Here is a 26,253-nt window from a genome sequence, read left to right as displayed (position 1 = left end):
CAATAAAAAAGCACTGAGCTTATGCTGCATCAGTGCTTTTTATTGTTAACGCTGTCTACTTAAGTCATAAACTTATAGTGTTAGCCCATGCAAGCAACCACTAGCTGCCCGCCTTTAATAGCTCAGAGCAAGATTGGCTAAGCAATTGTCGGCAACGCCACACCCCAAGTAAGGCCACGATTAAGGCGCCAGAAACAGGGGCGATTCCCCACCAAGGCCAGTGCATATACACATTAAGCTCAAACACTTGCGTCTTAAGTAGATATAACGCAAATTCGGCCACTATGACGGCTAACACGCCTGCAATACCGCCAAGCAAGGCAAACTCTAAACCCGTTGCACTGCGCAATAGCCATCCCGAAGCGCCAAAGGTACGCAGCACCGCCAGTTCCCGCTGCCGAGTTGCCATGCCGGCTTCAGTCTGTGCAATCAAGACTAACGCACTGGCCAGTAAAACTAAGGCCAGCACTAAGGTGAGCGACAGCGACACTTGCTCTATGATCTGCCGTAACTGCCCCACCATAGCGCCCACATCGATGATCGATATGGTCGGGAATTGCTGAATAAGCGCAAGGATCACAGCATCCTTAGGCGTACCATCGGCACTCAGCGCTTGGCCGTTTGTTGACTGGTCATTCGTAGCTTGCTGATCATTCAGATAGAAACTCGCCATCGAGGTATAAGCAAAGGGCGCGAGAGCTTCTTGGGTGAAAATCATAAAGAAGTTCGGCTGTAGCGTTTCCCAGTGCACGGCACGAATACTGGCAACCTTAACTGTGAGCTCTTGATTATCAATCACATAAGTCAACTTATCGCCAATGCCAATACCTAAACGGTCCGCCACGCCAGATTCCACCGACACTTCATCGGCAGCTTGATTAAAATGCCCCTCTAACAGTTCGTTATTGGCTGGTAGCGTATTGCGCCACGTTAGGTTTAACTCGCGGGAAATACCCACTCGGCCCTTTTCACCCGCTTCAGACTGTTCATTCGAAATCAGCGCTTCACCGTTAATTTGAGTTAAACGGCCACGGATCACAGGATAAATGTCCGTCGCAACAATGCCCTTAGCCGTCATAAAATCATTTAAGGGCTTAGCATCGTCGGGGGCGATATTAACGAGGAAGTAGTTAGGTGCATTTTCGGGCAACTGTTTTTGCCACTCGTTGAGCAAATCTTGTCTTAATGCCAGAATCGTCAATAACAATACCAGTGCGGCGCTAAATCCCACCAATTGCACCGCATTTTGCCGCGCACGACGTCTGAGCCCTGCCAGTGCCAACTGTAAGGGATTGGTGGTCTTCATACCGACACTGTGGCCTAAACGTATCATCACAAAGCCAAGCACACTTAACAGCACACCGAGCAGCAACACGGCCGCGACCACAGTCAGGGTCAAAGCCCAACTTTGGGAATACAAATAGCCCAGTAACGCCATCGCCCCTAAGCTCAAAAGTAGATGCAGCCACATCCCTAGCTGTAAGCCTTCTAACTGACGCTGTAGCACTCGTAGTGGCGGAATAGCCAGTAAGCGCATCAGTGGATAAGCCGAAAACATAAAGGCGCTGATAAGTCCTGTGCTTACACCAAGCAGTAATGGCCGAGTGAGTGGCGGCGAATAGGCGGCAATTTCGGGCGGCAATAAATAACTGATCCCAAAATCGAGTAACACACCACCGATAATGCCAAGCACAATCCCCATTAACGTCACTAAAAATAAGTGAGTGCCGAACAACAACCGAATTTGCTTTGACGAGGCGCCAAAGGTTTTCAGCATGGCCACCACATCGTAATGGCGCTGACAATAACGCTGGGCGGCAATGCCTATCGCGGCGCAGGCCAGTGCAATGCCCATCAAACTAGCTAGCAGTAGGAAGCGCTCAGCTCGCTTAACTGCTCCCGCAATCGGCGAGTCACCGGATTGCACATCGACCCAGCGCTGGGTGCTATTGAGAAGCGGTTTAACACTTTGCTCAAAGGCCGTAAGCGAGGCTTCATCGCCAGCAAATTGATACAGATAGGTCACGCGGCTGCCCGGTTGAATCACTCCCGTTTTGGCGACATCTTCCATGCGCATCAATACCACGGGCGATGAAGCAAAAGGATTAAAGCCCGCGTCGGGTAAGCGGCTTATTTCATTGCTGAGCACAAATTCGCTGTTACCTAGTTCGATGGTTTTAGGATAACCGAGGAGTCCACCTAAGCGAGTCTCAAACCAGATTTCACCCGCTTGAGGTAAAGCCTTGGTTTTACCGCTGGTGAGTTCAATGTCACCCTTGAGTGGATAACCCGTTTCAACGGCGCGAACTGTGACTAACTGAAACTTATCACCCGAATAGACCATGGAATTAAATTGCATGTTCGTCACATGCTTAAGCCCAAGATCTTCGGCATTGGTTAAAATCGCCACATCAATTTTAACCGGCGAATCGATAATCCGATCGGCGGCAATAAACTGTGAAGCTTGGCCAGTGATCGCCACTTGCAGGCGCTCACTCACCCGCGCTAACCCACTCACAGACAGTACCGCGAGCGTAATAGCGAGGATAATCAATAACAATTGCCCTTGCTGTAACTCGCGCTTAAACAGGCGCCATGCCAGACTTAACTCCATTGTTAAGCCTCCTTAGCATCGGCGAGCGGTGCTGTATGCGCCGTATCTTCCTGTAAATGGCCGTTATCCATAACCAGCTGCCGCTCACAACGCTTGGCCAATAGTAAATCGTGGGTGACGAGGATAAGAGTGGTGTGGCTTTCTTGATTCAGCTCAAACAACATATCGGCAATTTTATGGCCGTTAACGCTGTCCAAGTTACCCGTGGGTTCATCGGCAAACAGCACTGTGGGCTCACAAATAAAAGCACGGGCAATCGCCACCCTTTGCTGCTCTCCGCCCGATAGCTGTTTGGGTAAATGGGTCAAACGATGGGATAAACCGACCCGCACCAGCATGGCTTGGGCTTTTTCCTTGGCATTGCTCACGCCCGCAAGCTCGGCGGGTAACATAACGTTCTCCAGCGCGGTTAAGGTATCCACTAACATAAAGGATTGAAAAATAAAGCTGACCTTCTGTTTACGCAGCGCGGCTTTTTGCTCTTCATTCAGTGGGGATAACGCCACACCATCGAGCCAAATTTCACCAGAGGTAGGCGTATCAAGTGCCGCAAGCAGCCCGAGCAGGGTAGACTTGCCCGAACCCGACGGGCCAAGAATAGCCACACTCTCACCTTGCTTGACATCTAAGTTAATGCCCTTGAGGATAGTGAGCGTTCCTTCCTGAGTAGTCACTGATTTTTCGAGGTTAACAACATTGATGGCACTGTTTTTTAAGATGACGTTAGACATAGGATCCTTCTTATATAAATCGTTCTGGTATCAATCGAGAGCGAAGACCCTGGGGGCATTCATCCTATTGAGTGTATTCATGGCCACGCCAGCGCACGCGGCAAAGGTGTTGATCCTCGGCGACAGCTTAGGCGCTAGCTACGGCATGGCAGAGCAGTCAGGCTGGGTGGCGCTGCTGCAAAAAAATCTGCCCGAACATCAATTTACAAATGGCTCAGTGAGTGGCGAAACCACAGCGGGCGGCTTACGCCGATTACCCGCCTTACTCGATTCCGTCGCCCCCGACCTTGTGGTCGTTGAACTGGGTGGTAATGATGGTTTACGTGGATTCCCCCCAACGCAACTTAAAAATAATCTAATCCAAATCATTACCCTAGCCAAAGATAGCGGCGCAAAAGTGCTGCTGACCGAGATCATGGTACCGCCTAACTATGGCCCTCGCTACACCCAAAAGTTCACCCAAGTGTATCAAGACATATCCAAAACACAGGATATCGTGTTGATCCCCTTCTTTATGCAGGATATCGCGCCCCATCCAGAATTAATGCAGCGGGATGGCATTCACCCCAACGAAAAGGCGCAGGCGCAGATAGCAACTTGGATGCAACCATGGATAGAAGATGCGTTAACCCAATAAAATAGCTGCTATTTTAAGCTGTCGAACCGCTTACTTAGCTAAACTCATGCTCAACGGATAAAAACGTGTTCTAACGCAAGATTAACCCTATAGATAAACAGTAAAATTCGTGTTAGCAAATGGTTAACTCAAACAAGGAGTCAATATGTCCCTTAGCCATCAGCAAAAAGTGTACATACCCAAGGAAGCCCGTACCAATCAATACATCACAGCCGAAATCAAGGTGACGGATGAACTACTGAGTCAATATCCTGATTATCAAAGCTGTTATCAAACCTTAAGCCGTTTGATATTTAATTTGGCAGAACAACACGATCTGCGTAATGTCCACGTGATCACTAACGATAAACTGCCTGTTGTCCGTTACCACACCGAAGCCTATTGCTTCCAAACCACTGAACAAATTCTATTTTTTTATAATCCAGCCTACCACGAAGCCCAAAATTTATTCTCGCAAGAAAACTATCGCGCCCGTAAACTGCGCATTGTCTTCCTTGCCACAGGTGAAGATATCCGCAGTAATTCCGCCAGTTTCCACATCAGAGTGCGCGAATTACTGACAGAATTGATGCCTTTAATGCCGATAAGCGATCTTAAAGTGAAGGTCCGCGACCATCAGCATTTATCCTATGATCTGTTCGCAAAAGCCAAGGGCTATAAAGAAACCTATGGCTATAAACTGCGTGCCATCGGCCCAAGATATAAAGCCAGAAAGTGCGAATTACCAGAGAACGTCAGCTCTCTCACTTATGTGACAGTCAGCTTGCCACTGAGCCGCAAACTCAAACAGGGTTTATTACCTGACTCGGCAACCGACTTTACGCCTTTATATCAACACCTTGAAGATTGCTTCCTCAAAGCGGCAGCCAACAGACAATTGACGCGTCTTGCCATGATAGCAAACGGCTTAACACCGCTGGTGCGTAACAGTAAATTTGAAAAACTCGACAGCAAAGCCGAAGTACAAATGATAGGGTTCGATCCTAATGCGACTGAGCAACAAGTGATCCGTCGCTGGAATGCCGATAACTTAGTCGAAGCCGCGCACTTCACCATAGTCGCGGGCACCAAAGACTGTGATGATTCAGGCTTCGGACGCTTTATGAACAATGTCGAAACAGCCCTGAAGGCCTTCGCCGCGGATATCGGTGTCGACCCAGAGCGTGAAGATCTCGTCGTACGCTTCCATCAACATATCAGCTATCAAATCTGATTAACGCGACATTCGATTCGCTAAAACCCAAAGGGCGCATTCAGCGCCCTTTCCTTTCTGAATGTATTCAAGCTGATATCGGTGATGGGTATAACTTAGCTTTTCAACCAATGCTTTATGATAGTCACCACTTTATCGTAATCATCATCAAAGCTATGGCCACCGTCTAACTCCATCACAGTCACATTCGGCTGTTTTACTACTGGGCACAAATGCTTAGGGGCATCATCGTCTTTGCCATATAAGCACAGCATAGGCACTGTCGTCTGCTTATTCACCTCGGGCAACGTAAGATAACTTGCGGACTCATTGCTAGACGTGACGATTTCACTCACATGCACTTCAAAATCCGACGTCTGCGAAGGTGACAATAACACCCCGCCGAGGATCTTATGTCGATACTTGAGTGGCAGATCATTTAGCACAAAAGGAATGATTTCGGCGCCAAAAGAATAGCCAACCAATACCACCTTTTGTGTGCCAAATTCGGCCTCGTACTTATCGATAATGGCCATAGTATCTTGAGTCACATTCTTGGGATCTTTTTGTTTCCAGTAGTATTTTAGCGAACTCCACCCCACCACTGGCCAGCCCTGCTGTTGCAATAACTGGCTCACACCTTGATCTAAATTAGCCCAGCCACCATCGCCACTCATAAAGATGACTAAGGGCGGCTTTTTCGCACTCGCTTTGTCATTTGCGCTATTAGCGACCGGCATAAGTGTCAGGCCGAGTGAGTCTGCAAAGTCATCGGCTAAGACACTAAAGCTACAGCAAAACATCATCATAAGGCTTAGTATTTTCACAAAGGATTTATTCATCGTTCACCTACTTTTTAAATACACCGGTTGCACCACGACTCGTTAATGTCACTAAACTGCCCACCACAATTGGTAGAGATAATCCGCCATAACAAATCAAATACTTGGCCTCCCACGTTGGATTAAATTTATCCTTGTATCTTCTAAGCCCCTGAAAGTTATAAAACTTATTGCCCTTCTTATACACAACCTTCGCCAACTTAGTCCAAAATGGCACCAACGCTCTGTCGGTCAAGCCTGACATAGGCGCCATCCCGAGATTAAACCTCTGATAGCCTTGCTGTTTTCCCCATAGCAATAGCTCAGTAAACAGAAAATCCATGATGTTACTGCTCGATAATTTAGGCTCGTAACGCATCAGATCGACTGAAAATTCAACCTGAGCGGCACTCGCCCAAATATTTGAAAACGCCACGAGTTCGCCGTTTGCATACACTAATGCCATAGGTGTCGAGCACAGATAGGCGGAAGAGAAATAGCCTACAGAAAACCCCTTTTCGCGCCCTTGCTTCGCCTTCAGCCAAGTCGATGATATGGCTTCTAATTGCGGCAGTATGGCCCTCACTTGACTCGCCTCAATCACAGCAAAACTCAAGCCTTCACGCTGCGCCTTGGCATGACTCTGGCGCAAACTCCGATAGCGACTCGACGGTAAGTCAAATTGGTCGAGCTGAACAATCGCCTCCTCGCCTAATTTATATAAACCTAATCCTTGCTCTAAAAAGCTCGGCAGGTATTTTTGCGTCACTTGATAAAACACCGGCCAACCATCGTAGGCATCGCATAACTCCCTAAACTGCCACAATAAATCATCAAATTTATGTTGATTACCAATTGGATCGCCCATTACCACCCAGCAATGTCCAGCCCTTGCATACATAAGAAAGGCGTCTTTATCCTCGTTAAATAGGATTGATTTATCTTGCACTAAGGCTAAATAGCCATGACTGCTCGGCGACTGCGCGACAATCTCCATCGCCTGCTTTAATGAAGGCGTGTTCAGTTGTGGTGATTTAAGCTGAGTACGAGACGAGAAATAGCGCACGGCAAAGGTAAGCACGATAAAGATAGCAATCGCTCCTCCTCGCAATGCTCGTGATACATGGCTATCGGGGGAGAAGGTAAACCAGAGTGAATGATCATAATCAACATCTTGATAGGAGAAAAATAATACCCAAATCATCAAGAATAAGGCGGCAGAAAGTGATAACAGCCAACCCAAAGAGTATTTAATCCCGACGACTGAACCCTTTCGATAAAACAAATTCTCACATGGCAACATCAATGTGTAAACTAATCCGATCGCGAGTGATATTTCCCATTCCGCGCCCTTAAGCATAATAAATAACATGCCCACCAACAGCAGCTTTTTCGTTAATTCAAAGGCATTATGGTAGCGTTTAAATAACCCATGGGATAACAACAATAGCAAGACACCACTCACACTCAAAATGATGCTCGATATTTCGATGATCGGCAGCGGTACTAACTCGCCCAACCAGTGATACTTATGAATAATAGAATGGTTAACCACTGACAAGAGTAATAATAAACCTGAGCTAAATACACTGATACTCAGTAGCGGTGGTAACAGTTGGCGGATAAATGCAATTCGAGTATTTAATTTTACAATTTTATCTTTATTTGACCGCGCGATCGTAATAACAAAGTATGCCAAAGAGATTAAAAATGGAATAATGTAATAAATGATCCGATAGATAATAATGGCGCCGAGGATTTGCTCAACCGGTAAATATTGCGATAAGGCCACAGTCACGACGGACTCGAACACCCCAATACCACCCGGCACATGGGCAAGCACCCCAAGCGCATTCGCAACAAAGAAAATACTTAAGACCTGTATATAGCCCAAATTTTCTACCGCGGGCAGTAAGCTATAAAACAAGGTTCCTACGACAATCCAATCAAGTGAAGACACCAACAACTGTCTTAAAGATACAGATAACAGAGGTGGCGTAATTTCAAAGCCACGAAAGTTAAATGGTTTTTTCCGCAGCACACTCATCAGTAAATAGCCTAATACACTGAGCAGCATGCCAATACCGAGCACTGTCGTTAATGAAAATAGCCATGTTGGCAAAGGTAAGGCTGATAATTGTTCAGAGGGAAAGCATACCAGTGCAATACCACAAATAAAAAAGAGTCCGAGGAAGAATGTCACTGAACATGAAATGACTATTTGAGTGATTTTATTACCACTTAAGCCAAGTTCGGAATAAAACTTATATCTTATCGACGTCCCCGTTAACAGAGAGAACCCAATAGTATTGGAGAACGTAAAACCCAGAAAAGAAATAGGGACTATTTTACGATAAGGTATCTCCTTATCGATATTCCGAACGGCAATAAAATCGTACAAGGTTAATAAAGAGTAACTTTCCACTGTGAGTAGTGCTGCACATAACAACTCAACAAATGAAAATCCTTTAACCTCTTTAATAATGTCACTTAATTGATATTCTTGCTCTAAATTATAAAGCAAGAGTAATGAGACAGTGAATATTATAAGGCTAATAAACACCCGCACTCGTCTCCCCATGTTAATCTCCAGCACCTAAGACTGATTCAGCTAAGGTTATTTAACGTCAACATTGAAACAGCATTAAAAATTAATTAACTTTAGTTTAATTTGTAACACCACTTTATCGACGGGATTTTTAACATAGGGATTTTTCATTCGCAATGGATTTACGCATTTGCTGCATGACGTTTTATTAATGTGCTTAACAAGCTGATAGCAATAGTGAGTTAATGATTTTAAATTGAGGGGGGGATAATATAAAAGCCAAAAAAATCTGCAATAGATACGCAGCTTTGGGCGTTAAGCGAAACAAAAAAGTGTGAATACTCAAAAAAGTATCCACACTAGATTCCGTTACATTGGACGGTTTTTCTCGATAAGACGATTAAAAATGGCATTCACAGATAAAGATGCGCCATGGGCAATTTTATCGGCAAGTTTCTTTCTCACCTGATAACGCATCTTATACACAGTGCGCTCTGCGGCAAGTGACATAATTACATCATCACTGGTCGAAATCGCATCAACTAACCCTAATTCAATGGCTTGCTGGCCGTACCAATGCTCGCCCGTGGCTACTTTCACTAAATCCAACTCAGGGCGATATTTACCGACAAACGCTTTGAATAAGATGTGGGTTTCTTCGAGTTCTTCTTGAAACTTCTGTCTTCCCTCATCGGAGTTTTCACCAAACACTGTCAAAGTGCGTTTAAAATTACCGGCGGTATGTTGCTCATAATCAATTTCATGCTTTTTCAGCAAACGATTAAAGTTAGGCAGTTGAGCAACAACACCAATTGAACCAACAATTGCAAAAGGCGCAGCATAAATTTTATTCGCAACACAGGCCATCATATAACCGCCACTGGCAGCCACTTTATCAACGCAGACTGTTAGCGGAATATCGGCTTGGCGTAAACGGTCAAGCTGGCTGGAGGCTAAACCGTAGCCATGCACCATACCGCCACCACTCTCGACATTAACAACCACTTCATCGCCTTTTTCCGCGATAGCTAAAATGGCACTAATTTCTTCACGCAGTGACGCAACCTCAGCGGCATCGATACTGCCCTTGAAATCGATCACGAACACTTTGCCCGTGCTAGTATCATCAGCAGCTTTGTCTTTCGCCTTTTCTTCTGCCTTTAATTGCTTTTCATAGGCTTTGAATTGCTTCTTTGAAAGGAGTTCTTCTTTTAAGCCATGCTTCAGTTCTTCTAACTCTTCAGACAGGTTAGTGATCCTCAGCTCGCCCTTATCTGACTTATGTTTAACAGTGGAAGCCAACACCACAACAATAACCGCAACGATTGCGACCACTATAGTGACGGCTTTCGCCAAAAACATTCCATACTCGTATAAAAATTCCAAAGTGCTCTCCGTTAGGGCGTTACATCAATCAGTCAATTGCGCGCTATTCTAACAGCCTAAAGGCCCATAAAAAAACCCAGCATTCGCTGGGTTTTTCCGATTAAGCGCAGATTAGTTAGGACAAGTCGCAATGACATCACTGTTTGTCACTAAAATCGTCGCATCGCCTTTACCTGCAGTCGCAGCATAGGTTGCTACTTGAGTCTGCATTTCAACGGTAGCAGCGGCAGCCATACCATCTGTAGCGTCCGTTTCACCTGGGCTCACAATCGAACTATGGTGACCTTTAGAGAAACGCACTACGCCATGACCTTTACTGGTACTATCGACACATGGTAGGCCAATAGCAGAGATCAGCGGCTCAGTGCCCGATAACGGGAAGTTATCTACACGGTTCGGTAACACTTGATCAGGTAAGTTACCGTTGCCATCACCGGCTATTTCAATTAAATGAACAGGTAGACCCGTCGCTTTTAACGTAGCGGCATGGTTAATTGGATCAGCAGAATCCACAGCCGTTTGAACCGCAAAGGCAAACGTTGGAATAAACTGGGCATATACTGCCTGCACCAGTGCAGCATATTCAGGACTCCCCACCTCATACCCTGCTGTATTAGCCTTATCGACCAGCGCTTGGAAAGTCGCAGATGCCTTGATATTGCTAAACAGCACTGGACCAAAGGTTGCTGAACCCGCAAATGATCCTGCTAATCCCCCCGCTGGCGCGGCTAAGGATACGGCCTTGATGCCATATGCATTTGGCAAGGCATCACCCGTTGCTGGGTTCTTCATGCCAGTGCTGGCATAGGTAGCAAAATCGGTGCCGACAATGGCGCCTAAACTCAGACCTTGAGCACTGATTTTAGATACATCAAATACTTGTGGCTGACCTGCTTGTGCTAAGCCCTGTGCTAATCCTGTTAGAGCAAGACGAACACCTAAATGGTCCATCGTCGCTTGACGGAAATTATCACGCACCGACAGAGTGCTAGAGATATTCACGAATACCAACGGATTACCATTTTTAAATGCGTCTGGTGTACCGACTACAGCCCCAAAAGAAGGATCGGTCGCAGAGACTTCATAAACCCCATCGCCGTTAGCATCGAATGAACGCGCCCCATGCAGTGGCATATCGATAGCAATAGTTGCAACGCCCATGGCTGCGTAAGAGCCCGCATAGGCCAGTGACATTTCTTTGCCGCCACCTAAACCGTGCAGTGCGATTGTGGTTGGCCAACCCGCTGTCGGCGGAGTAAAGGGAATACCTTGTTGCTGATAAAAGTCCGCTAATCTTGCCGCATTAGGCATAGAAATCAGTACAGGTACGGTTTCATATCCTTTAATCGCTGGAATTGGGTTGAACTTAGTCAAATGCTTAGTTTTATCTACCGCTGTACCATCGTCTAACAACCAAGTTTTACCCGCCATTAGAGACGGATTGGCTAACGCATCGGCAGGGTTCGCAATACCATTGGCCACGGCTTGCATACCAAAATTATTTTGGCTGAGTGTGCCCGCTTGCAAAGCTAATAGTACCGAGACTGGGCTATCGCCTTGTGCTTTCCAATGACCATTAATTAATGGTTTTCCTTCTGCTGATAAACAACTGACCGAAGAGCAGTCACCGTAAATCGGCAGTTTAATTTTGGCGGTATACACATCGGCTAAACTTGATACCACGTAGGCAGCTCCAGCAGCCGGTGTTAAGCCCGCAGCTTGTGCAACGGTATAACCGGCAGGCGTTGGCATCTGAGCAAAGCTGGGGGCATAAGGCGCGCCCTTTGCCATCAGTAGCTTAGTCGTTTCATAGACGTTAGCGACAGACTGAGTCGTAAACAGCCCAGAGTAACTTATGGTCGAAGGATCGACATTATGGGCCGCAGCAATGCCTTTTTCATAGCTGTTCACTAAGGTTTGCAGCATCAATTGATCGGGTGTTTCTAAAGGTAATGTAGTGATGTCCAGCTTCAACAAACCATAAGTAGTTGAAGGCGCAATACCACGACCTTCAGAATCTTGAATAAGATTAGTCGTCGCATAAATATACGACTGTCCAGCTTTGAGTGGCTTAAGCGGCACGATCACCACTTTATTGCCTGATGCGGTGGATACAAAGTCAACGCCAAACTGAAGTTCTGCTCCGACTTTACACGCTGAAACTGACGGTTTAGCAGTACAATCAGCATCAGAAGACAATGGACCACCCACAGTGGCCTCAAACATTCTTACTGCGCCAGGTTGTGCAACCGATGCCGCCATTAAGGTCAGCGGTGTGCCGTCGTGTTTTTTCGCTAAATCGATATCAATAGAAATCGGTGATGTTGTCGACCAGCCATCTAACGCCCCAAGTGCTATTTGTGGATCAACATAATTGCCAGAGCTTTCACCCGGAATCGATAATGTGCCATCCTTGGTACCACTGAATAGCAAATCATTCGGTAATGGTACTTTTGAATTAGCAGGGTCGAACACCATGTGCGATTCAGGGACGAGCGGTTCTGTCTTATCCTTGAGTTCGTTATAACTGTCCTCACCACATCCTGTGAGGCCCAGTGCAGATGCAATCGCAACACCCAAAATGAGTCTTTTCATCTTTTTTCCCCAAATCTTGTTGTAATAGTTTTGTTTTCCCCAAGAAATTAGTCACAATAGCTTTTAAATCTGTGACCAATAGGGCTTATGTTAGCCCCTAACTCATTTCAAGTTAACGTAAAAATATTGAGTTAGCCACAAGTTTGTCACAAACATTTTAGCTATTTATAACAAAGTTTCATTCATTTGTTTGAAACATGCGTTTATCACTTCGGCGACTCTAGAAGTGGCGGGCATTCTCGCCAAGAGGAAAAAGAGACTCATGTTGGAATATCAAGCAGCAAAAGATTTACTCAAAGGCAAAACAATTTTAGTGACAGGCGCTGGCGCAGGCATAGGTCGCACCGCTGCCATTGAGTTTGCAAAGCACGGCGCCACTGTGATTTTACTCGGTAAAACAGTGAAAAAACTAGAAGCGGTTTACGATGTCATCGAACAAGCCGGTTATCCAAAACCTGCCATAGTGCCATTAGATCTTAAGGGCGCGACGGAGCAAAATTATCGCGATATGGCCGATACCATAGCCGAGCAATTCGATCATTTAGACGGCTTATTACATAACGCGAGCCTGCTCGGTGCCCTAGGCCCGTTTGAACACATAGATATTCCATCACTCGAAGACGTACTCAAAGTGAACGTCACGGCCCAAGTTATGCTAACTAAAGCATTACTACCTGTGATGCGCCAAGCGCCCAGTGCATCGATTATCTTCACGTCGAGCAGTGTGGGTCGTCAAGGCCGCGCCTACTGGGGACCTTATGCCTTCTCTAAGTTTGCCACCGAAGGCATGATGCAAGTCCTCGCCCATGAGTGCGATGGCACCTCGGTTCGGGTCAACAGTATCAATCCAGGTGCAACCCGCACTGAGATGCGCGCTAAAGCCTACCCAGCTGAGAATCCATTGGATCTCAAAACCGCAGAAGAGATCATGCCGACCTATTTATATTTGATGGGTCAAGATGCTAGCGCAGTGAACGGTCAGCAGTTCAACGCTCAGTAATCGCATCGCTTGTCGGTTTTTGGCAGTATGATTCAGCAATAATAAAGGGCCTATTGATGGCCCTTTATTATTTTAGATATTAGCAAGATGGAACTCTGTATTAATCCATGGCAATAAGCAGCATAAATACGCCGCACAGCTAATGTTAACTCAACAGAATTTTTGCAAAATAAATCATTGTTTTAGCTTTAGCGGCTCTGCTTGATTCATCAAGCGAATTTTGCGTATCCAGCTGTGAGTCAGCTAACTCATGGCTTGAGTAATAACTTACCCACAACTCATTTCCGTCAATCACAACGCCAGCATAACTGGTATCGCCCTTCGATGGCAGTGTCAGTAATTCTTGAACTACGCCAGTATCTGAATGAATTTCAACTAAAGCCGTTCGAACTTGTTCATCGTATAAGCGCACCACTGCCAACAGGCGGGATTGATACATCAACATCACTGGCCCACCAATGCGCTTATCGAGTTCTTGCCATTGCCAATCGATGAATGGCGCGCGACTTTGACCGAGTAAACCAACAAATTCAGGGCCCCAAACGGGATCGCGCCTCAAGAGACAAAAGCCGCTGTCTTGATCAAAAACAATGGCTGTTTCGTTGACATAACCTTGATTATTAAACACCTTTAGCCAAGTCTTGAACTGCACGCCATCATCACTCTTATACAACCGAGTGTCACCATCAGGTCCTGGGCGATAGCCCACACCATAGAGCGTATTTTGATGTTCGGTTAAGCGCCATAACCAATAGCCCTTATCTGCTACCTTTAGCGCATCTGACCACGATCGCCCATCGGCTGAGCGCCAAAAATGTGATTGAAGACCCGACTTATTATGTAAGGTCCCGCCACCGAGTAAAAGCAATTCCCCTTGATATTCAATTAGTTTACCGTCGCGTAAATCAGCTTCATCCGAACGAATAAGCGCCACGCTTTGCCACGTCTCGCCGCCATCCACTGAACGTAGAATACGCAAAGCGCCATCGGGTGACACATGGGCAGTCCCTTCACGGAAAACACAAAAAAGTGCTTCCTGAAACGCGATTAAATCGGTAAACGCATTATGGGCAGCTTGCTCCCAAATCCGTCGCACTGAAATTAGCTTCATCCATTCACTCCTCAATCCAGCTGACTCTTGTTATAACATAGCTGCAAATAACAGAAAGCAAAAAGGCCGCTAAGCGGCCTTTTTCATTAGGATAAAACAACTTAGCTGCGCTGACGCGATGGCTTAGGTTTTCCCGAACCGGTTACTTTATGCTTACGTACGGCGCGGCGAATTTTTGCACTCTTCACCTGAGCACGGGCTACGCTGTGTTTATCGGCAGCAAGCATAGTGCGGGTTTCTGGTTCTAAACCTGCCAATTTACGCAAGTAGTTAACTTGCTCCATTGGCAATTCAACCCAGCCACCCCGTGGCAGTGATTTTGGCAATTCAACCATACCGTAACGGATACGGATCAAACGGCTCACTTGCACTTCTTGGGATTCCCACAGACGGCGCACTTCGCGGTTACGACCTTCGCGTAAACACACATGCCACCACTGGTTCATGCCTTCGCCGCCCGCTGGTTTGATGCTATCAAACTGCGCAGGGCCGTCTTCTAACATCACGCCGGTACGCAAACGTTGCACTGTCGCTTCAGGGATTTCACCGAAGGTACGCACTGCGTATTCGCGGTCGACTTCGTTCGATGGATGCATTAGACGGTTCGCTAATTCACCATCTGAGGTAAACAGTAATAAACCTGAGGTGTTGATGTCTAAACGACCTACCGCAACCCAGCGTGAATCACGCACTTTAGGTAAGCGATCGAATACCGTTGGACGGCCTTCAGGATCTTTACGACTACAAATTTCGCCTTCGGGTTTATGGTATGCCAATACTCGACAGATCACGTCTTCGGCAGACTTTAACGAAATGGCTCTGCCATCGATACGCACTTTGGCATCGGCTTCAATCCGATCCCCAAGGCTAGCAATTTCACCATCAATACTAACTCGGCCTGCAGCAATCCATGCCTCCATCTCACGACGGGAGCCATGGCCTGCACGGGCCAAGACTTTCTGCAATTTTTCACTCATTAGTATTTTGCTCTTCTGACTGTTCCGGCGTTAATTTCACACTTGAAAAAACCGCCTGCAATGACTCAGTATCCGACAGCGGCGGTAAATCCGCTAAGGTGTCTAAGCCAAAATATGCTAAAAATTCTAAGGTAGTGGCATACAACGCGGGTCGCCCCGGTACTTCTTTATGGCCAACTACTTTAATCCAATGTCTATCTGACAAACTTTTTATGATGTGACTACTAATGGCCACACCGCGCACCTGTTCAATATCGCCGCGAGTCACAGGTTGACGATAAGCAATCACCGCCAAGGTTTCTAATGTCGCACGCGAATATTTAGGCGCCTTTTCTTGCCACAGGGGCTGCAAAAAAGGACTCAAGACTTCTAATGTCTGGAAGCGATAACCCCCAGCGACTTTCACAAGTTGCACACCTCGGTCTTGATAATCCTGCTGCAGCTCATCCAATGCAGCTTTTATTTTGTCTCTGGAAACCGTGAAATCCACCAATACCGTGTCTTTCAACATTTTCGCCGACAAGGGTTTCCCCAATACAAACAAACTCGCTTCAATAAGCTGTTTTAATTGAGTCGGATTTATCTGCATCAATTAATAGGCCTTAACGTAAATAGTTGAAAACGGTTCTGTTTGGTACAATTCAACCAATAATTCTTTGACTAATTCCATCAGTGCTAAGAAGGTCACGACCACGCCTGCACGGCCTTCTGCTACGGTAAATAAACGTTCAAATGCCGTAAAATCTTCCGAGTTCAGCATGGCTAAAATCTGGCTCATGCGCTCACGCGTCGATAACTGTTCACGCTTAACGTGATGATCTTCATTGGCATCGATACGTTTGAGCACATCGCCAAAGGCACGGGCAATTTCAAACAACGAGACTTCTGGCGGGATCATTAACGGCTTAATGTCAGGTGCTGCCACTGCTTTGGCTTGAAACACATCCCGCTCGAGCCGTGGCAAATCATCGAGTTTTTGCGACGCTTCTTTAATCACTTCATAGGCTTTCAACTGACGGATCAATTGCGCCCGAGGATCTTCCTCAACCTCATCTTCAGCCACCATACGCGGTAGCAGCAAACGGGATTTAATCTCGGCAAGCGTTGCCGCCATCACTAAGTAATCGGCGGCAAGTTCAATTCGAGCCTGAGTCAGCAACGTAATATATTCTAAATACTGCGCGGTGATTTGCTGAATGGGTAAATCGACAACGTCTAATTTTTGCTTACGGATCAAATATAAAAGTAAATCCAATGGGCCTTCAAAGGACTCAAGGAACACTTCTAATGCCTCCGGCGGAATAAACAAATCCAGTGGCATTTCGGTCATTGCCTGACCACGAATAACGGCTAAGGGTAAACTCTGTTGCGTGCCCTGCATCCGCTATCTTGCTCCGTTAACGCTGCGCGAGCCAACTTAGGCTAACGCCAAACGCGCGATTATACCTGTAAATCTGCGGCGATAAAACTGCCAAATGTTCACTGCCGCTCGCCGCATCGCTCACTCGCATCCACTACAGATAAATCTATTGCGCTGGATTTAGAGAAAAGGCGTGATATCACCCGCGCCTTCACGCAAAATTTCGGCGCCATCTTCAGACATATCAATCACTGTCGTCGGCTTTTCGCCTAAATAACCGCCATGGATAATCACATCCACTTGATGCTCGAGCAAATCGCGAATTTGTTCAGGATCTGACTCGGCAAATTCTGCATTCGGCATCACTAAACTGGTCGACATCAGCGGCGCATCTAAGGCTTCAAGCAACGCCAGTGCGATCACATTGTCGGGCACGCGAATACCTATGGTCTTTTTCTTGTCATTTTGCAGACGACGCGGCACTTCTTTGGTCGCTTTAAAAATGAACGTATAAGGCCCAGGCGTGCAACTTTTTAGGATGCGATACGCCTGATTATCCACTTTGGCGTAGGTCGCAAGCTCGGATAAATCACGGCACATCAATGAAAAGTTATGATCGTTCTCGATTTGACGAATTCTCGCCATCCGCGTCATCGCGTCTTTCTCACCAATCAAGCAGCCTAAGGCATAGCCCGAATCGGTGGGATAAACAATCACACCGCCCGCTTTTAAGGCGGCAACAGCTTGACTGATAAGGCGTGTTTGCGGATTTACTTCATGTACATAAAAAAACTGACTCATGGTCGTTCCACCCAAGATTCCGATTGCCAGACCCAATCAATACCTTGGGGCTGATACAGATTTTTACCTAATTCGATCCAATTACTTGGAAAGTGAAAATCACTCCCTATCGATGCAAGCAATTGATTTTGTAAGCTCAAGGCCACAAGGTTGGCCCTGTCGTCTAATGTTTGCTGGCCAAGTACCACTTCCATGGCATCTCCACCCGCTTCTTTATATTCGCGCACTAAGCGCTTAAGCCACTTTGCCGATAACTTATAACCACTGGGATGCGCCAACACAGCTAATCCACCCGCGTTATGAATGATATCGATGGCGCTGGCCATATCACCCCAATTATTGGGGACATAGCCGGTTTTACCGCGGGCAAGATAGCGTTTAAATACGCTCGGCATATCCACAGCATGACCATTTTCAGCCATCCAACGGGCGTAATGTCCACGGCTCAATGCCGCTTCACCCGCCAACGCCTTGGCACCTTCGTAAGCGCCTTCAATACCGGCCTTGGCTAATCTATGGCCAATTTCTTGAGCGCGTAATTCACGTAACTCACGCTGGTTTTCTAAAAATGCTAATAACGCAGGATTATCCGCATCGAAGTTAAGCGCAACTATGTGAATATCATAACTGTTCCAGCGAGTAGAGATTTCTACGCCAGAGATCAATTTCAATGGTTCTGCTTGCGATAGATTAAAGGCACGGGCTTCGGGTAAACCTGCTACCGTGTCGTGGTCAGTAATCGCAAATAACTGCACGCCCTTTTCAAGGGCTCTAGCCACCAATTCAGACGGAGTTAACTGACCGTCGGATGCGGTCGTGTGGCTGTGCAGATCAGCCAATATGCTTTGAGTATTCATGGGGCTATTGTACGTGAATTTGTTAATAAATGCGCTGCTATCTCGCATTTTGTGGCTGTGTGACTTAAATTTTCTGCGTCATTAAAGTGAATAAATCGCAGAAAATGAAAAATATTCAATTGACATTCGACCCCAGCTAAGGTTTTCTATACACCAATAACTGAATTAGCGAGACCCTTTTGAATGACACACATTAACGCTTCATTAAACATCATTTGGTGGTGGCACTTCCCAACTTAGCGGGTGGTGTGAAGCTCTGTGCTCATTTGAAAGTGACCAGAATCAACAAGAAGCCCGCAGAAATGCGGGCTTTTTTGTTAGGTGCGAAAAATGTCGGCAGACTCGGGTAACAAGATTAAGAAAGCGAGATAACTCATGATGTTAAAGACATTTTATAAGGTAGCTGGAGTATGAACATGCCCAAACAGACATTCGCACGCTCAAGCACACTCAAGGCGGCATTAACCTACCACAGCGATCCACTGCGCTTGTATCAGCACATTACCCAAGATGCGCCCCATACTATGTTGTTGGAGTCGGCCGAAATCGACAGTAAAGATCACTTAAAAAGCATGGTGATGACCCATGCTGCCATGATGATCCGCTGCGACGGTTATCAACTGACCTTTACCGCACTGACCGACAATGGCGCGAGCTTACTTGCCCCAATCGAAACCTTCTTCAGCGCGAGCGGCGATCGTGCTGATATGAGTGCCAGTCTAGTCCGTGATAACTTGACCTTAGTGGTGACGCTGCAAAAAGACACTAAGCTGCAGGATGAAGATGCACGCTTAAAATCGACCTCGCCACTCGATGGCCTGCGGATGTTTATCCAGCAGATTGATTGTGGCGCTCATACTGACAGCCAAAGTAAACCCGCCTTTGAGGATCTGTTTTTAGGTGGCGTACTGGCCTACGACTTGATTGATACCGTCGAACCGCTGCCAGCCGTACCGAACCGCGATAACGATTGCCCTGACTACTTATTTTACCTCGCAGAAACCTTAATCCTTATCGACCATAAACTGAAACAAGCCGACATCATTACCCATAATTTCAGTCGTGATTCCGCCCAGCATACCGCCATCACCGCAGCGCTGAGCGAGCGAGTTCAGCATCTAAGCACACAATGTAAAACCCTCGGTAATTCACCTGCCGATGTGCCGACACTGGTCGCCATCGACGCAACTGAGCAAGTCAATATTTCCGATGAGGTGTTCAAACAAACCGTTATCGATTTGAAAGAACACATTATTGCGGGCGATATTTTCCAAGTGGTGCCATCGCGTAGCTTTAGTTTGCCTTGCCCGAATACCTTGGGGGCTTATCGCGCCCTGCGTCTAACTAACCCAAGCCCTTACATGTTTTATTTCAGGGGCCAAGATTTCACGCTTTTTGGTGCCTCACCAGAAAGCGCGCTTAAATACGAAGCCAGCAGTAATCAAGTCGAAGTCTACCCGATTGCCGGCACCCGCAAACGCGGTAAAACCGCCACGGGCGAGATTGATTTTGACTTAGACAGCCGCATTGAACTTGAACTGCGCTTAGATAAAAAAGAACTGTCAGAACACTTAATGCTGGTCGATTTAGCTCGCAACGATATCGCGCGTATCAGCCAAAGCGGCAGCCGTAAAGTCGCCGAATTATTGAAAGTTGATCGCTATTCCCACGTGATGCACCTCGTAAGTCGCGTAACGGGTCAACTGCGCCAAGATTTAGATGCGCTACATGCTTATCAGGCTTGTATGAATATGGGCACATTAGTGGGCGCACCAAAAGTACGTGCATCACAACTGGTTCGCCAAGCGGAAAAAGCACGCCGCGGCAGCTACGGCGGCGCTGTCGGTTACCTTAATGCTCTTGGTGATATGGACACCTGTATTGTGATCCGCTCGGCCTTTGTCAAAAATGGCACCGCCTTTATTCAAGCGGGCGCGGGCGTCGTGTTTGATTCGGATCCCCAAAGCGAGGCAGATGAAACCCGTCAAAAAGCTCAAGCCGTGATTTCGGCAATCAAAATGGGTGCAGGACTGCGAGTCAATGAATCGCCAGTAAATGACGCGTCAGCTCAATCGACTTTTGTGCTATCCACTTCAGTACAATCTAAATAGGAGCCAAACATGAAACTCTATCTACTCGATAACTTTGACTCCTTTACCTACAACTTAGTGGATCAATTTCGCAGCCTTGGCTGTGAAGTGGTGATTTACCGCAACGATGTTGCCGCCGACTTTATCGCTGAAAAACTGCTTAACGAACAAGAACCCGCAGCCCTAGTGTTATCGCCAGGTCCTGGTGCGCCCCATGAAGCAGGCTCTATGATGGCGCTTATCGCCAAAGTCGCCGGTAAAGTGCCTATGCTGGGTATCTGCCTTGGGCATCAAGCTATGGTGGAATATTACGGCGGCACAGTGGCGCGCGCGCCTTTTGTGGTGCATGGCAAGGCAAGCCCGACTTTCCATGATGGCACTGGCGTATTTGCCGGTTTGCCCTCTCCCCTCCCCGTTGCCCGTTATCACAGTCTCGTTGCCACTCACGTGCCTGATTGCTTGCAAGTGATCGCAACCACTGACGCTATGCCGATGGCGATTCTGCACCCTGAGCACAGAGCCGTTGGCTTTCAGTTCCACCCAGAATCGATTCTGACCACCTTAGGCAGCACACTGCTCATTCAAACCTTAGCCTTTCTTACCCAAGACATGACAACAGGAGTAAGCGCATGAGTACCAACCCTATTCAGCCTTTACTCGACGTTTTATACCAAGGTAAAAGTTTAAGCCGCGAGCAAACCGCCGAACTTTTTGGCGCGTTAATTCGCGGTGAGATGAGTGAAGCAGCGATGGCGGGAATGTTAGTTGCGCTGAAAATGCGCGGAGAGACTATTGATGAGATCAGCGGCGCTGCCGATGCCATGCGCGCCGCTGCCAAACCTTTTCCTTACCCTGAGCGAAACAACAATCCGCTTCATAATGGCATAGTTGATATTGTTGGCACGGGTGGCGATGGCTTTAATACCATTAATATTTCCACCACTGCGGCCTTTGTTGCCGCGGCGGCAGGCGCTAAGGTCGCCAAACACGGCAATCGTAGCGTGTCGAGTAAATCAGGATCATCGGATCTTTTGGCGCAGTTTGGCATCGACTTAACTATGTCGCCAGAGACAGCCAGTCGTTGCCTCGACGCATTGAATCTGTGCTTTTTGTTTGCGCCCCACTACCATGGCGGGGTAAAACATGCGGTGCCCGTAAGACAAGCACTGAAAACGCGCACTTTATTCAACGTGTTAGGGCCGCTTATCAACCCTGCAAGGCCTGAGTTTATGTTACTTGGCGTGTATAGCCCTGAGTTAGTCTTACCGATAGCGAAAGTATTAAAGGCGCTTGGCACAAAACGCGCTATGGTAGTGCACGGCAGCGGTTTAGATGAAGTCGCGCTGCACGGCAACACCCAAGTTGCTGAGTTAAAAGACGGCGACATCATAGAGTATCAACTCACGCCCGCCGATTTAGGCGTGCCTTTAGCGCAAATATCAGACTTAGAAGGGGGCGAGCCCGCGCAGAATGCCTTGATTACCGAGGCGATTTTAAAAGGCGGTGGCACTGAAGCACACGCCAATGCGGTCGCCATCAATGCCGGCTGTGCTTTATATGTCTGTGGAATTACTGATTCAGTCAAAGCCGGAACCTTACTTGCGCTCGCTACCATTCAAAGCGGCAAAGCCTTTGAATTGTTAAGCCAGCTCGCAAAAGTCAGCGGTGAAGCCCTAGTCAACGGTCAAGAAAGAGGAAGATAAGCGAATGTCTCAAGTAGAAGTGACTCCAACAGCAATGACTCAAGACCTGCGTACTCAGCCAGAGGCAGCCACAAACGCTATGCCAAAAAGTAATGTGTTAACCCGTATCGTCGATACCAAAGCGGCCCATATTGCCGCCCTGAAACTGCGTTTTCCTGAGGCGAATCTGTCGCCAAAAATCTCTGACCGCAGTTTATTTGCCGCACTCAAGGCACCCAAGGCGGGTTACATTTTAGAATGCAAAAAAGCCAGTCCATCCAAAGGACTTATCCGCGATGTGTTTGATGTAGAAGCCATCGCCGATATTTACGGTAAATATGCGGCGGGCATTTCGGTATTAACCGACGAGCAATTTTTCCAAGGGGATATGGACTATATCCCTAAGGTGCGCGCTCGGGTCAACCAACCAATTCTGTGCAAAGATTTTTTTGTGGACGAATACCAAATCAAACTCGCCGCCCACCAAGGCGCCGATGCGATTCTGTTGATGCTGTCCGTACTTGATGATGAACAATATCAAGGTCTAGCGAAAGAAGCCGCTAAGTATCAACTCGATGTACTGACCGAAGTCAGTAATGAAGAAGAACTTAAGCGCGCCATCGCATTAGATGCGCCGATTATCGGCATCAACAACCGTAACTTAAGGGATTTGAGTACCGATCTCGCTACCACAGAAGCGCTGGCGCCACAGATTGGCAGCGACCGCGTGGTGATCAGCGAATCTGGCATTTACAACAATGAGCAAGTGCGCCGTCTGAGTCCGCTGGTTGATGGCTTCCTCGTTGGCAGCTCGATTATGGCCGAGACAGATATCGATTTGGCCTGCCGTAAATTGATCTTCGGTCACAATAAAGTCTGCGGCCTCACCCGCGTGGAAGATATTCGCGCCGCAGCAACAGCAGGTGCTGTCTATGGCGGACTGATTTTTGCTGAAAAATCCCCACGCGCCTTAACCCTTGATGCAGCAGAACAACTGCTCAGGGAGTATCGCGCATCCGATGCCCCCGCCATTGAATTTGTCGGCGTGTTTGTTAATGCCGCGCCAAGTACTATTACCGATATCGCCGCCAGTTTGCAGTTATCTGCCGTACAGCTGCACGGCACGGAAACAGAACTTGAAATCGCACAGCTCGCCGAGCGACTTGAGCAAGCGGGACTCACTACCCAAATTTGGAAAGCCGTCAGCGTCGATGCGCAAACGGGTGAGCTTGGTTACATACCTCAGGGAGCACAGCGTTATCTCTTTGATAGTAAAACGGCAGGTCAATTTGGCGGCTCGGGCCAAGCCTTTAATTGGCAAAATATTGATGTGAAGTCCTTAGGCCAGCAAAAGGCCCATGCCATGTTGGCGGGCGGACTCAATCCAGGCAATGCGGCAAGTGCCAATGCCCAAGGATTTTACGGTTTAGATTTTAATTCTGGCCTAGAAACCGCCGCAGGGATTAAATCGGCGCAACTTATCCAAATGGCTTTTACCCATTTACGTCTTTAGCCTATCGCGCTAAGCAAGAAGCCCTAGATGCAGTTGGTGCTCGACAAGCGTGATGCTCGACAAAAAATATGAACCTATTAATGCCAGTGACCAAATAGATAACGGCTCAGTTAACACGTTTAACACCAAAACGCTGTTAGCACCATCGAAGCCACTGACAAACTGATTGATAAGATAAGGAAAAAGGTATGTCAAAGTTAAAGCTTAACCCTTATTTCGGCGAATACGGCGGCATGTATGTGCCACAGATTTTAGTGCCAGCCCTTAAGCAATTAGAAACTGCCTTTGTGGAAGCGCAGGAAGATGACGACTTTAAAGCCGAATTTACCGATTTACTAAAGAACTACGCGGGTCGGCCAACGGCGCTCACCTTAACCCGCAATCTAAGCCCCAATCCTATGGTAAAAATCTACCTCAAACGAGAAGATTTACTCCACGGCGGCGCCCATAAAACTAACCAAGTGTTAGGCCAAGCACTGCTTGCTAAACGCATGGGCAAAAAGGAAATCATTGCTGAAACTGGCGCAGGACAACACGGCGTTGCCACCGCCCTTGCCTGTGCGCTATTAGGCTTGAAATGTAAAGTCTATATGGGCGCGAAAGACGTTGCGCGCCAATCACCTAACGTATTTAGAATGCGTTTGATGGGCGCGGAAGTCATTCCTGTCACCTCAGGTTCTGCCACCTTAAAAGATGCCTGTAACGAAGCGATGCGCGACTGGTCTGGCAGCTACGAAAAGGCCCACTATTTGCTCGGCACAGCTGCGGGGCCACATCCGTTCCCAACCATAGTGCGTGAATTTCAACGCATTATTGGCGAAGAAACCAAGAAGCAAATACTGGAACGTGAAGGTCGTCTGCCCGATGCGGTTATCGCCTGTGTGGGTGGCGGCTCTAACGCTATCGGCATGTTTGCTGACTTTATTGACGAGCCGAGTGTCGAACTGATTGGCGTCGAACCTGCGGGTAAAGGCATAGACACGCCAATGCACGGCGCGCCGCTTAAACACGGTAAGACAGGTATTTTCTTCGGTATGAAAGCGCCTTTGATGCAAGATAGCGAAGGCCAAATCGAAGAATCCTACTCAATTTCAGCTGGATTGGACTTCCCATCCGTTGGCCCGCAGCATGCGCATCTTAATGCCACAGGCCGCGCCCGTTATGAATCGGCTACCGACGATGAAGCGCTAGAAGCCTTCCAACAACTGGCTCGCTGTGAAGGGATTATCCCCGCATTGGAATCGGCCCATGCTATCGCCTATGCAGTGAAAATGGCGCGCGAGTGCACTAAGGAAACCATTTTAGTGGTCAATCTTTCCGGTCGTGGCGACAAAGATATTTTCACCGTTTCTGACATTTTGAATGGTAAAGAGGTATAACGAACATGAGTGATACATTGACTAACCCAGGCCTTTACCAAGCGGCCCGTTACCAAGCCACCTTTGCCAAACTCAAAGCCGAAGGCCGTGGTGCTTTTGTCCCCTTCGTCACTCTTGGTGATCCTAGCCCTGAGTTATCGCTGAAAATTATCGATACCTTAGTGCAAAACGGTGCCGATGCCTTAGAACTGGGCTTTCCGTTTTCCGATCCCTTGGCCGATGGCCCTGTGATCCAAGGTGCTAACCTGCGTTCTTTAGCGGCGGGCACGACTCCAACGGCGTGTTTTGAATTACTGGCGCAAGTGCGTGCTAAATATCCTGAACTGCCAATCGGTTTGCTGCTGTATGCGAACTTGGTGTTTGCTAATGGCATAGATGCGTTTTACGCCAAAGCGCAGCAAGCGGGTGTGGATTCAGTGCTTATTGCCGACGTACCCGTGGAAGAATCGGCGCCCTTTAGCGAAGCGGCTAAAGCCCATGGTATTGCGCCAATTTTTATCGCGCCGCCCAATGCCGACAGTGAAACCCTTGCACTGGTTAGCGCCAGCGGCGAAGGTTACACCTATCTCTTATCCCGCGCAGGGGTGACAGGCACAGACACTAAAGCTGGCGTTCCGGTGGAAGAAATTCTATCCAAATTGAAAACTTTTAACGCGCCGCCACCGCTACTCGGCTTTGGCATTGCCGAACCCGCTCAAGTAACCGCCGCAATCAAAGCAGGCGCAGCAGGGGCCATTTCTGGCTCTGCCGTTGTGAAGATCATCGAAACCCACCAGCACGATGAAGCTAAGCTACTGGCGACACTTGGCGATTTTACTCGCGCCATGAAAGCGGCGACCTAAGTTAATCAAGATTTCAATCTCTGAGATAAATTACTGATTGAAATTGATAAACTAAGTCACTGATTTAAATTGATAGCCTAAATCGCTAGCCTGAATCGCTAGTGCTTAAGACGCGAT

The 26,253-nt window shown here is 47.5% G+C and carries 21 protein-coding genes and 1 other annotated feature; of the genes, 9 read left to right on the top strand and 12 right to left on the bottom strand.

The annotated features are described in order from the left end of the window. Positions 1 to 100 precede the first annotated feature (100 nt). The gene (locus DYH48_RS06550) at positions 101 to 2,614 is read right to left on the bottom strand and encodes an ABC transporter permease (RefSeq protein WP_006085418.1); all 2,514 of its coding nucleotides are present in this window, start codon (positions 2,612 to 2,614) and stop codon (positions 101 to 103) included. A gap of 2 nt (positions 2,615 to 2,616) precedes the next feature. Next, on the bottom strand, positions 2,617 to 3,345 hold the full coding sequence (locus tag DYH48_RS06545) for an ABC transporter ATP-binding protein (RefSeq protein ID WP_006082172.1): 729 nt from the start codon (positions 3,343 to 3,345) through the stop codon (positions 2,617 to 2,619). 79 nt (positions 3,346 to 3,424) lie between these two features. On the opposite strand from DYH48_RS06545, the gene DYH48_RS06540 reads away from it, so the two are divergent. Next, positions 3,425 to 3,982: an arylesterase gene (locus tag DYH48_RS06540; protein ID WP_115334341.1), complete on the top strand. Its 558-nt coding sequence runs from the start codon at positions 3,425 to 3,427 to the stop codon at positions 3,980 to 3,982. 145 nt (positions 3,983 to 4,127) lie between these two features. Then, positions 4,128 to 5,195, top strand: a complete 1,068-nt coding sequence (locus tag DYH48_RS06535; protein WP_006082174.1) for a DUF3083 family protein — start codon at positions 4,128 to 4,130, stop codon at positions 5,193 to 5,195. Positions 5,196 to 5,290: 95 nt separating this feature from the next. On the opposite strand, the gene DYH48_RS06530 is transcribed toward DYH48_RS06535, so the two are convergent. The 4 genes from DYH48_RS06530 to DYH48_RS06515 all read right to left on the bottom strand — a co-directional run bounded on the left by DYH48_RS06530 (position 5,291) and on the right by DYH48_RS06515 (position 12,524). Then, a complete protein-coding gene (locus DYH48_RS06530; protein WP_115334340.1) occupies positions 5,291 to 6,016 on the bottom strand; it encodes an AcvB/VirJ family lysyl-phosphatidylglycerol hydrolase in 726 nt (241 codons plus the stop codon). 7 nt (positions 6,017 to 6,023) lie between these two features. After that, positions 6,024 to 8,576: a bifunctional lysylphosphatidylglycerol flippase/synthetase MprF gene (gene mprF / locus DYH48_RS06525; protein WP_115334339.1), complete on the bottom strand. Its 2,553-nt coding sequence runs from the start codon at positions 8,574 to 8,576 to the stop codon at positions 6,024 to 6,026. Positions 8,577 to 8,912: 336 nt separating this feature from the next. Next, complete coding sequence (sohB, locus tag DYH48_RS06520; protein WP_115334338.1) at positions 8,913 to 9,929, bottom strand: protease SohB; 1,017 nt, start codon at positions 9,927 to 9,929, stop codon at positions 8,913 to 8,915. Positions 9,930 to 10,040: 111 nt separating this feature from the next. Next, positions 10,041 to 12,524, bottom strand: a complete 2,484-nt coding sequence (locus tag DYH48_RS06515) for a VolA/Pla-1 family phospholipase (protein ID WP_115334337.1) — start codon at positions 12,522 to 12,524, stop codon at positions 10,041 to 10,043. Positions 12,525 to 12,786: 262 nt separating this feature from the next. Between DYH48_RS06515 and DYH48_RS06510 the strand changes: the two genes are divergently transcribed. Next, positions 12,787 to 13,524, top strand: coding sequence for a YciK family oxidoreductase (locus tag DYH48_RS06510; RefSeq protein ID WP_006082179.1), 738 nt, complete (start codon positions 12,787 to 12,789; stop codon positions 13,522 to 13,524). 145 nt (positions 13,525 to 13,669) lie between these two features. Here the strand turns inward: DYH48_RS06510 and DYH48_RS06505 are convergent, their stop codons facing one another. The 6 genes from DYH48_RS06505 to rnm all read right to left on the bottom strand — a co-directional run bounded on the left by DYH48_RS06505 (position 13,670) and on the right by rnm (position 18,630). Then, positions 13,670 to 14,635, bottom strand: coding sequence for an exo-alpha-sialidase (locus DYH48_RS06505; RefSeq protein WP_115334336.1), 966 nt, complete (start codon positions 14,633 to 14,635; stop codon positions 13,670 to 13,672). Positions 14,636 to 14,736: 101 nt separating this feature from the next. Then, positions 14,737 to 15,612, bottom strand: coding sequence for a 23S rRNA pseudouridine(2605) synthase RluB (gene rluB, locus DYH48_RS06500; RefSeq protein WP_011847141.1), 876 nt, complete (start codon positions 15,610 to 15,612; stop codon positions 14,737 to 14,739). Next, entirely contained in the window at positions 15,605 to 16,201 is a 597-nt protein-coding gene (gene scpB, locus DYH48_RS06495) for an SMC-Scp complex subunit ScpB (RefSeq protein ID WP_012089553.1), read from the bottom strand. Before scpB ends, rluB begins: the two co-directional genes overlap by 8 nt. A gap of 3 nt (positions 16,202 to 16,204) precedes the next feature. Further along, positions 16,205 to 16,993, bottom strand: coding sequence for a segregation and condensation protein A (locus tag DYH48_RS06490; RefSeq protein ID WP_011847143.1), 789 nt, complete (start codon positions 16,991 to 16,993; stop codon positions 16,205 to 16,207). Positions 16,994 to 17,152: 159 nt separating this feature from the next. Continuing rightward, positions 17,153 to 17,773, bottom strand: a complete 621-nt coding sequence (locus DYH48_RS06485; RefSeq protein ID WP_006082184.1) for an L-threonylcarbamoyladenylate synthase — start codon at positions 17,771 to 17,773, stop codon at positions 17,153 to 17,155. Then, positions 17,770 to 18,630: an RNase RNM gene (gene rnm / locus DYH48_RS06480; protein ID WP_041411197.1), complete on the bottom strand. Its 861-nt coding sequence runs from the start codon at positions 18,628 to 18,630 to the stop codon at positions 17,770 to 17,772. Before rnm ends, DYH48_RS06485 begins: the two co-directional genes overlap by 4 nt. A 210-nt stretch (positions 18,631 to 18,840) precedes the next feature. Continuing rightward, positions 18,841 to 18,948, top strand: a sequence feature (Trp leader region). Positions 18,949 to 19,046: 98 nt separating this feature from the next. On the opposite strand from rnm, the gene DYH48_RS06475 reads away from it, so the two are divergent. From DYH48_RS06475 to trpA, 6 genes are all read left to right on the top strand, one after another. Continuing rightward, the gene (locus tag DYH48_RS06475) at positions 19,047 to 20,741 is read left to right on the top strand and encodes an anthranilate synthase component 1 (protein ID WP_115336102.1); all 1,695 of its coding nucleotides are present in this window, start codon (positions 19,047 to 19,049) and stop codon (positions 20,739 to 20,741) included. A gap of 9 nt (positions 20,742 to 20,750) precedes the next feature. Further along, the gene (locus DYH48_RS06470) at positions 20,751 to 21,353 is read left to right on the top strand and encodes an aminodeoxychorismate/anthranilate synthase component II (RefSeq protein ID WP_012089556.1); all 603 of its coding nucleotides are present in this window, start codon (positions 20,751 to 20,753) and stop codon (positions 21,351 to 21,353) included. Next, positions 21,350 to 22,423 carry an anthranilate phosphoribosyltransferase gene (trpD, locus tag DYH48_RS06465; RefSeq protein WP_115334335.1) on the top strand — a complete coding sequence of 358 codons (1,074 nt, stop codon included), beginning with the start codon at positions 21,350 to 21,352 and terminating at the stop codon, positions 22,421 to 22,423. Before DYH48_RS06470 ends, trpD begins: the two co-directional genes overlap by 4 nt. 4 nt (positions 22,424 to 22,427) lie before the next feature. After that, complete coding sequence (trpCF, locus tag DYH48_RS06460) at positions 22,428 to 23,915, top strand: bifunctional indole-3-glycerol-phosphate synthase TrpC/phosphoribosylanthranilate isomerase TrpF (protein ID WP_115334334.1); 1,488 nt, start codon at positions 22,428 to 22,430, stop codon at positions 23,913 to 23,915. Between the two features lie 188 nt (positions 23,916 to 24,103). Further along, positions 24,104 to 25,294: a tryptophan synthase subunit beta gene (trpB, locus tag DYH48_RS06455; RefSeq protein WP_115334333.1), complete on the top strand. Its 1,191-nt coding sequence runs from the start codon at positions 24,104 to 24,106 to the stop codon at positions 25,292 to 25,294. Positions 25,295 to 25,299: 5 nt separating this feature from the next. Then, positions 25,300 to 26,136, top strand: a complete 837-nt coding sequence (trpA, locus tag DYH48_RS06450) for a tryptophan synthase subunit alpha (protein ID WP_115334332.1) — start codon at positions 25,300 to 25,302, stop codon at positions 26,134 to 26,136. Positions 26,137 to 26,253: the final 117 nt, after the last annotated feature.

Origin of the sequence: Shewanella baltica (assembly GCF_900456975.1) — a bacterium.
GTDB lineage: Bacteria > Pseudomonadota > Gammaproteobacteria > Enterobacterales > Shewanellaceae > Shewanella > Shewanella baltica.
Note: the sequence above shows the minus strand (reverse complement) of the source record. Positions and strands in the feature narration are given on the sequence as shown.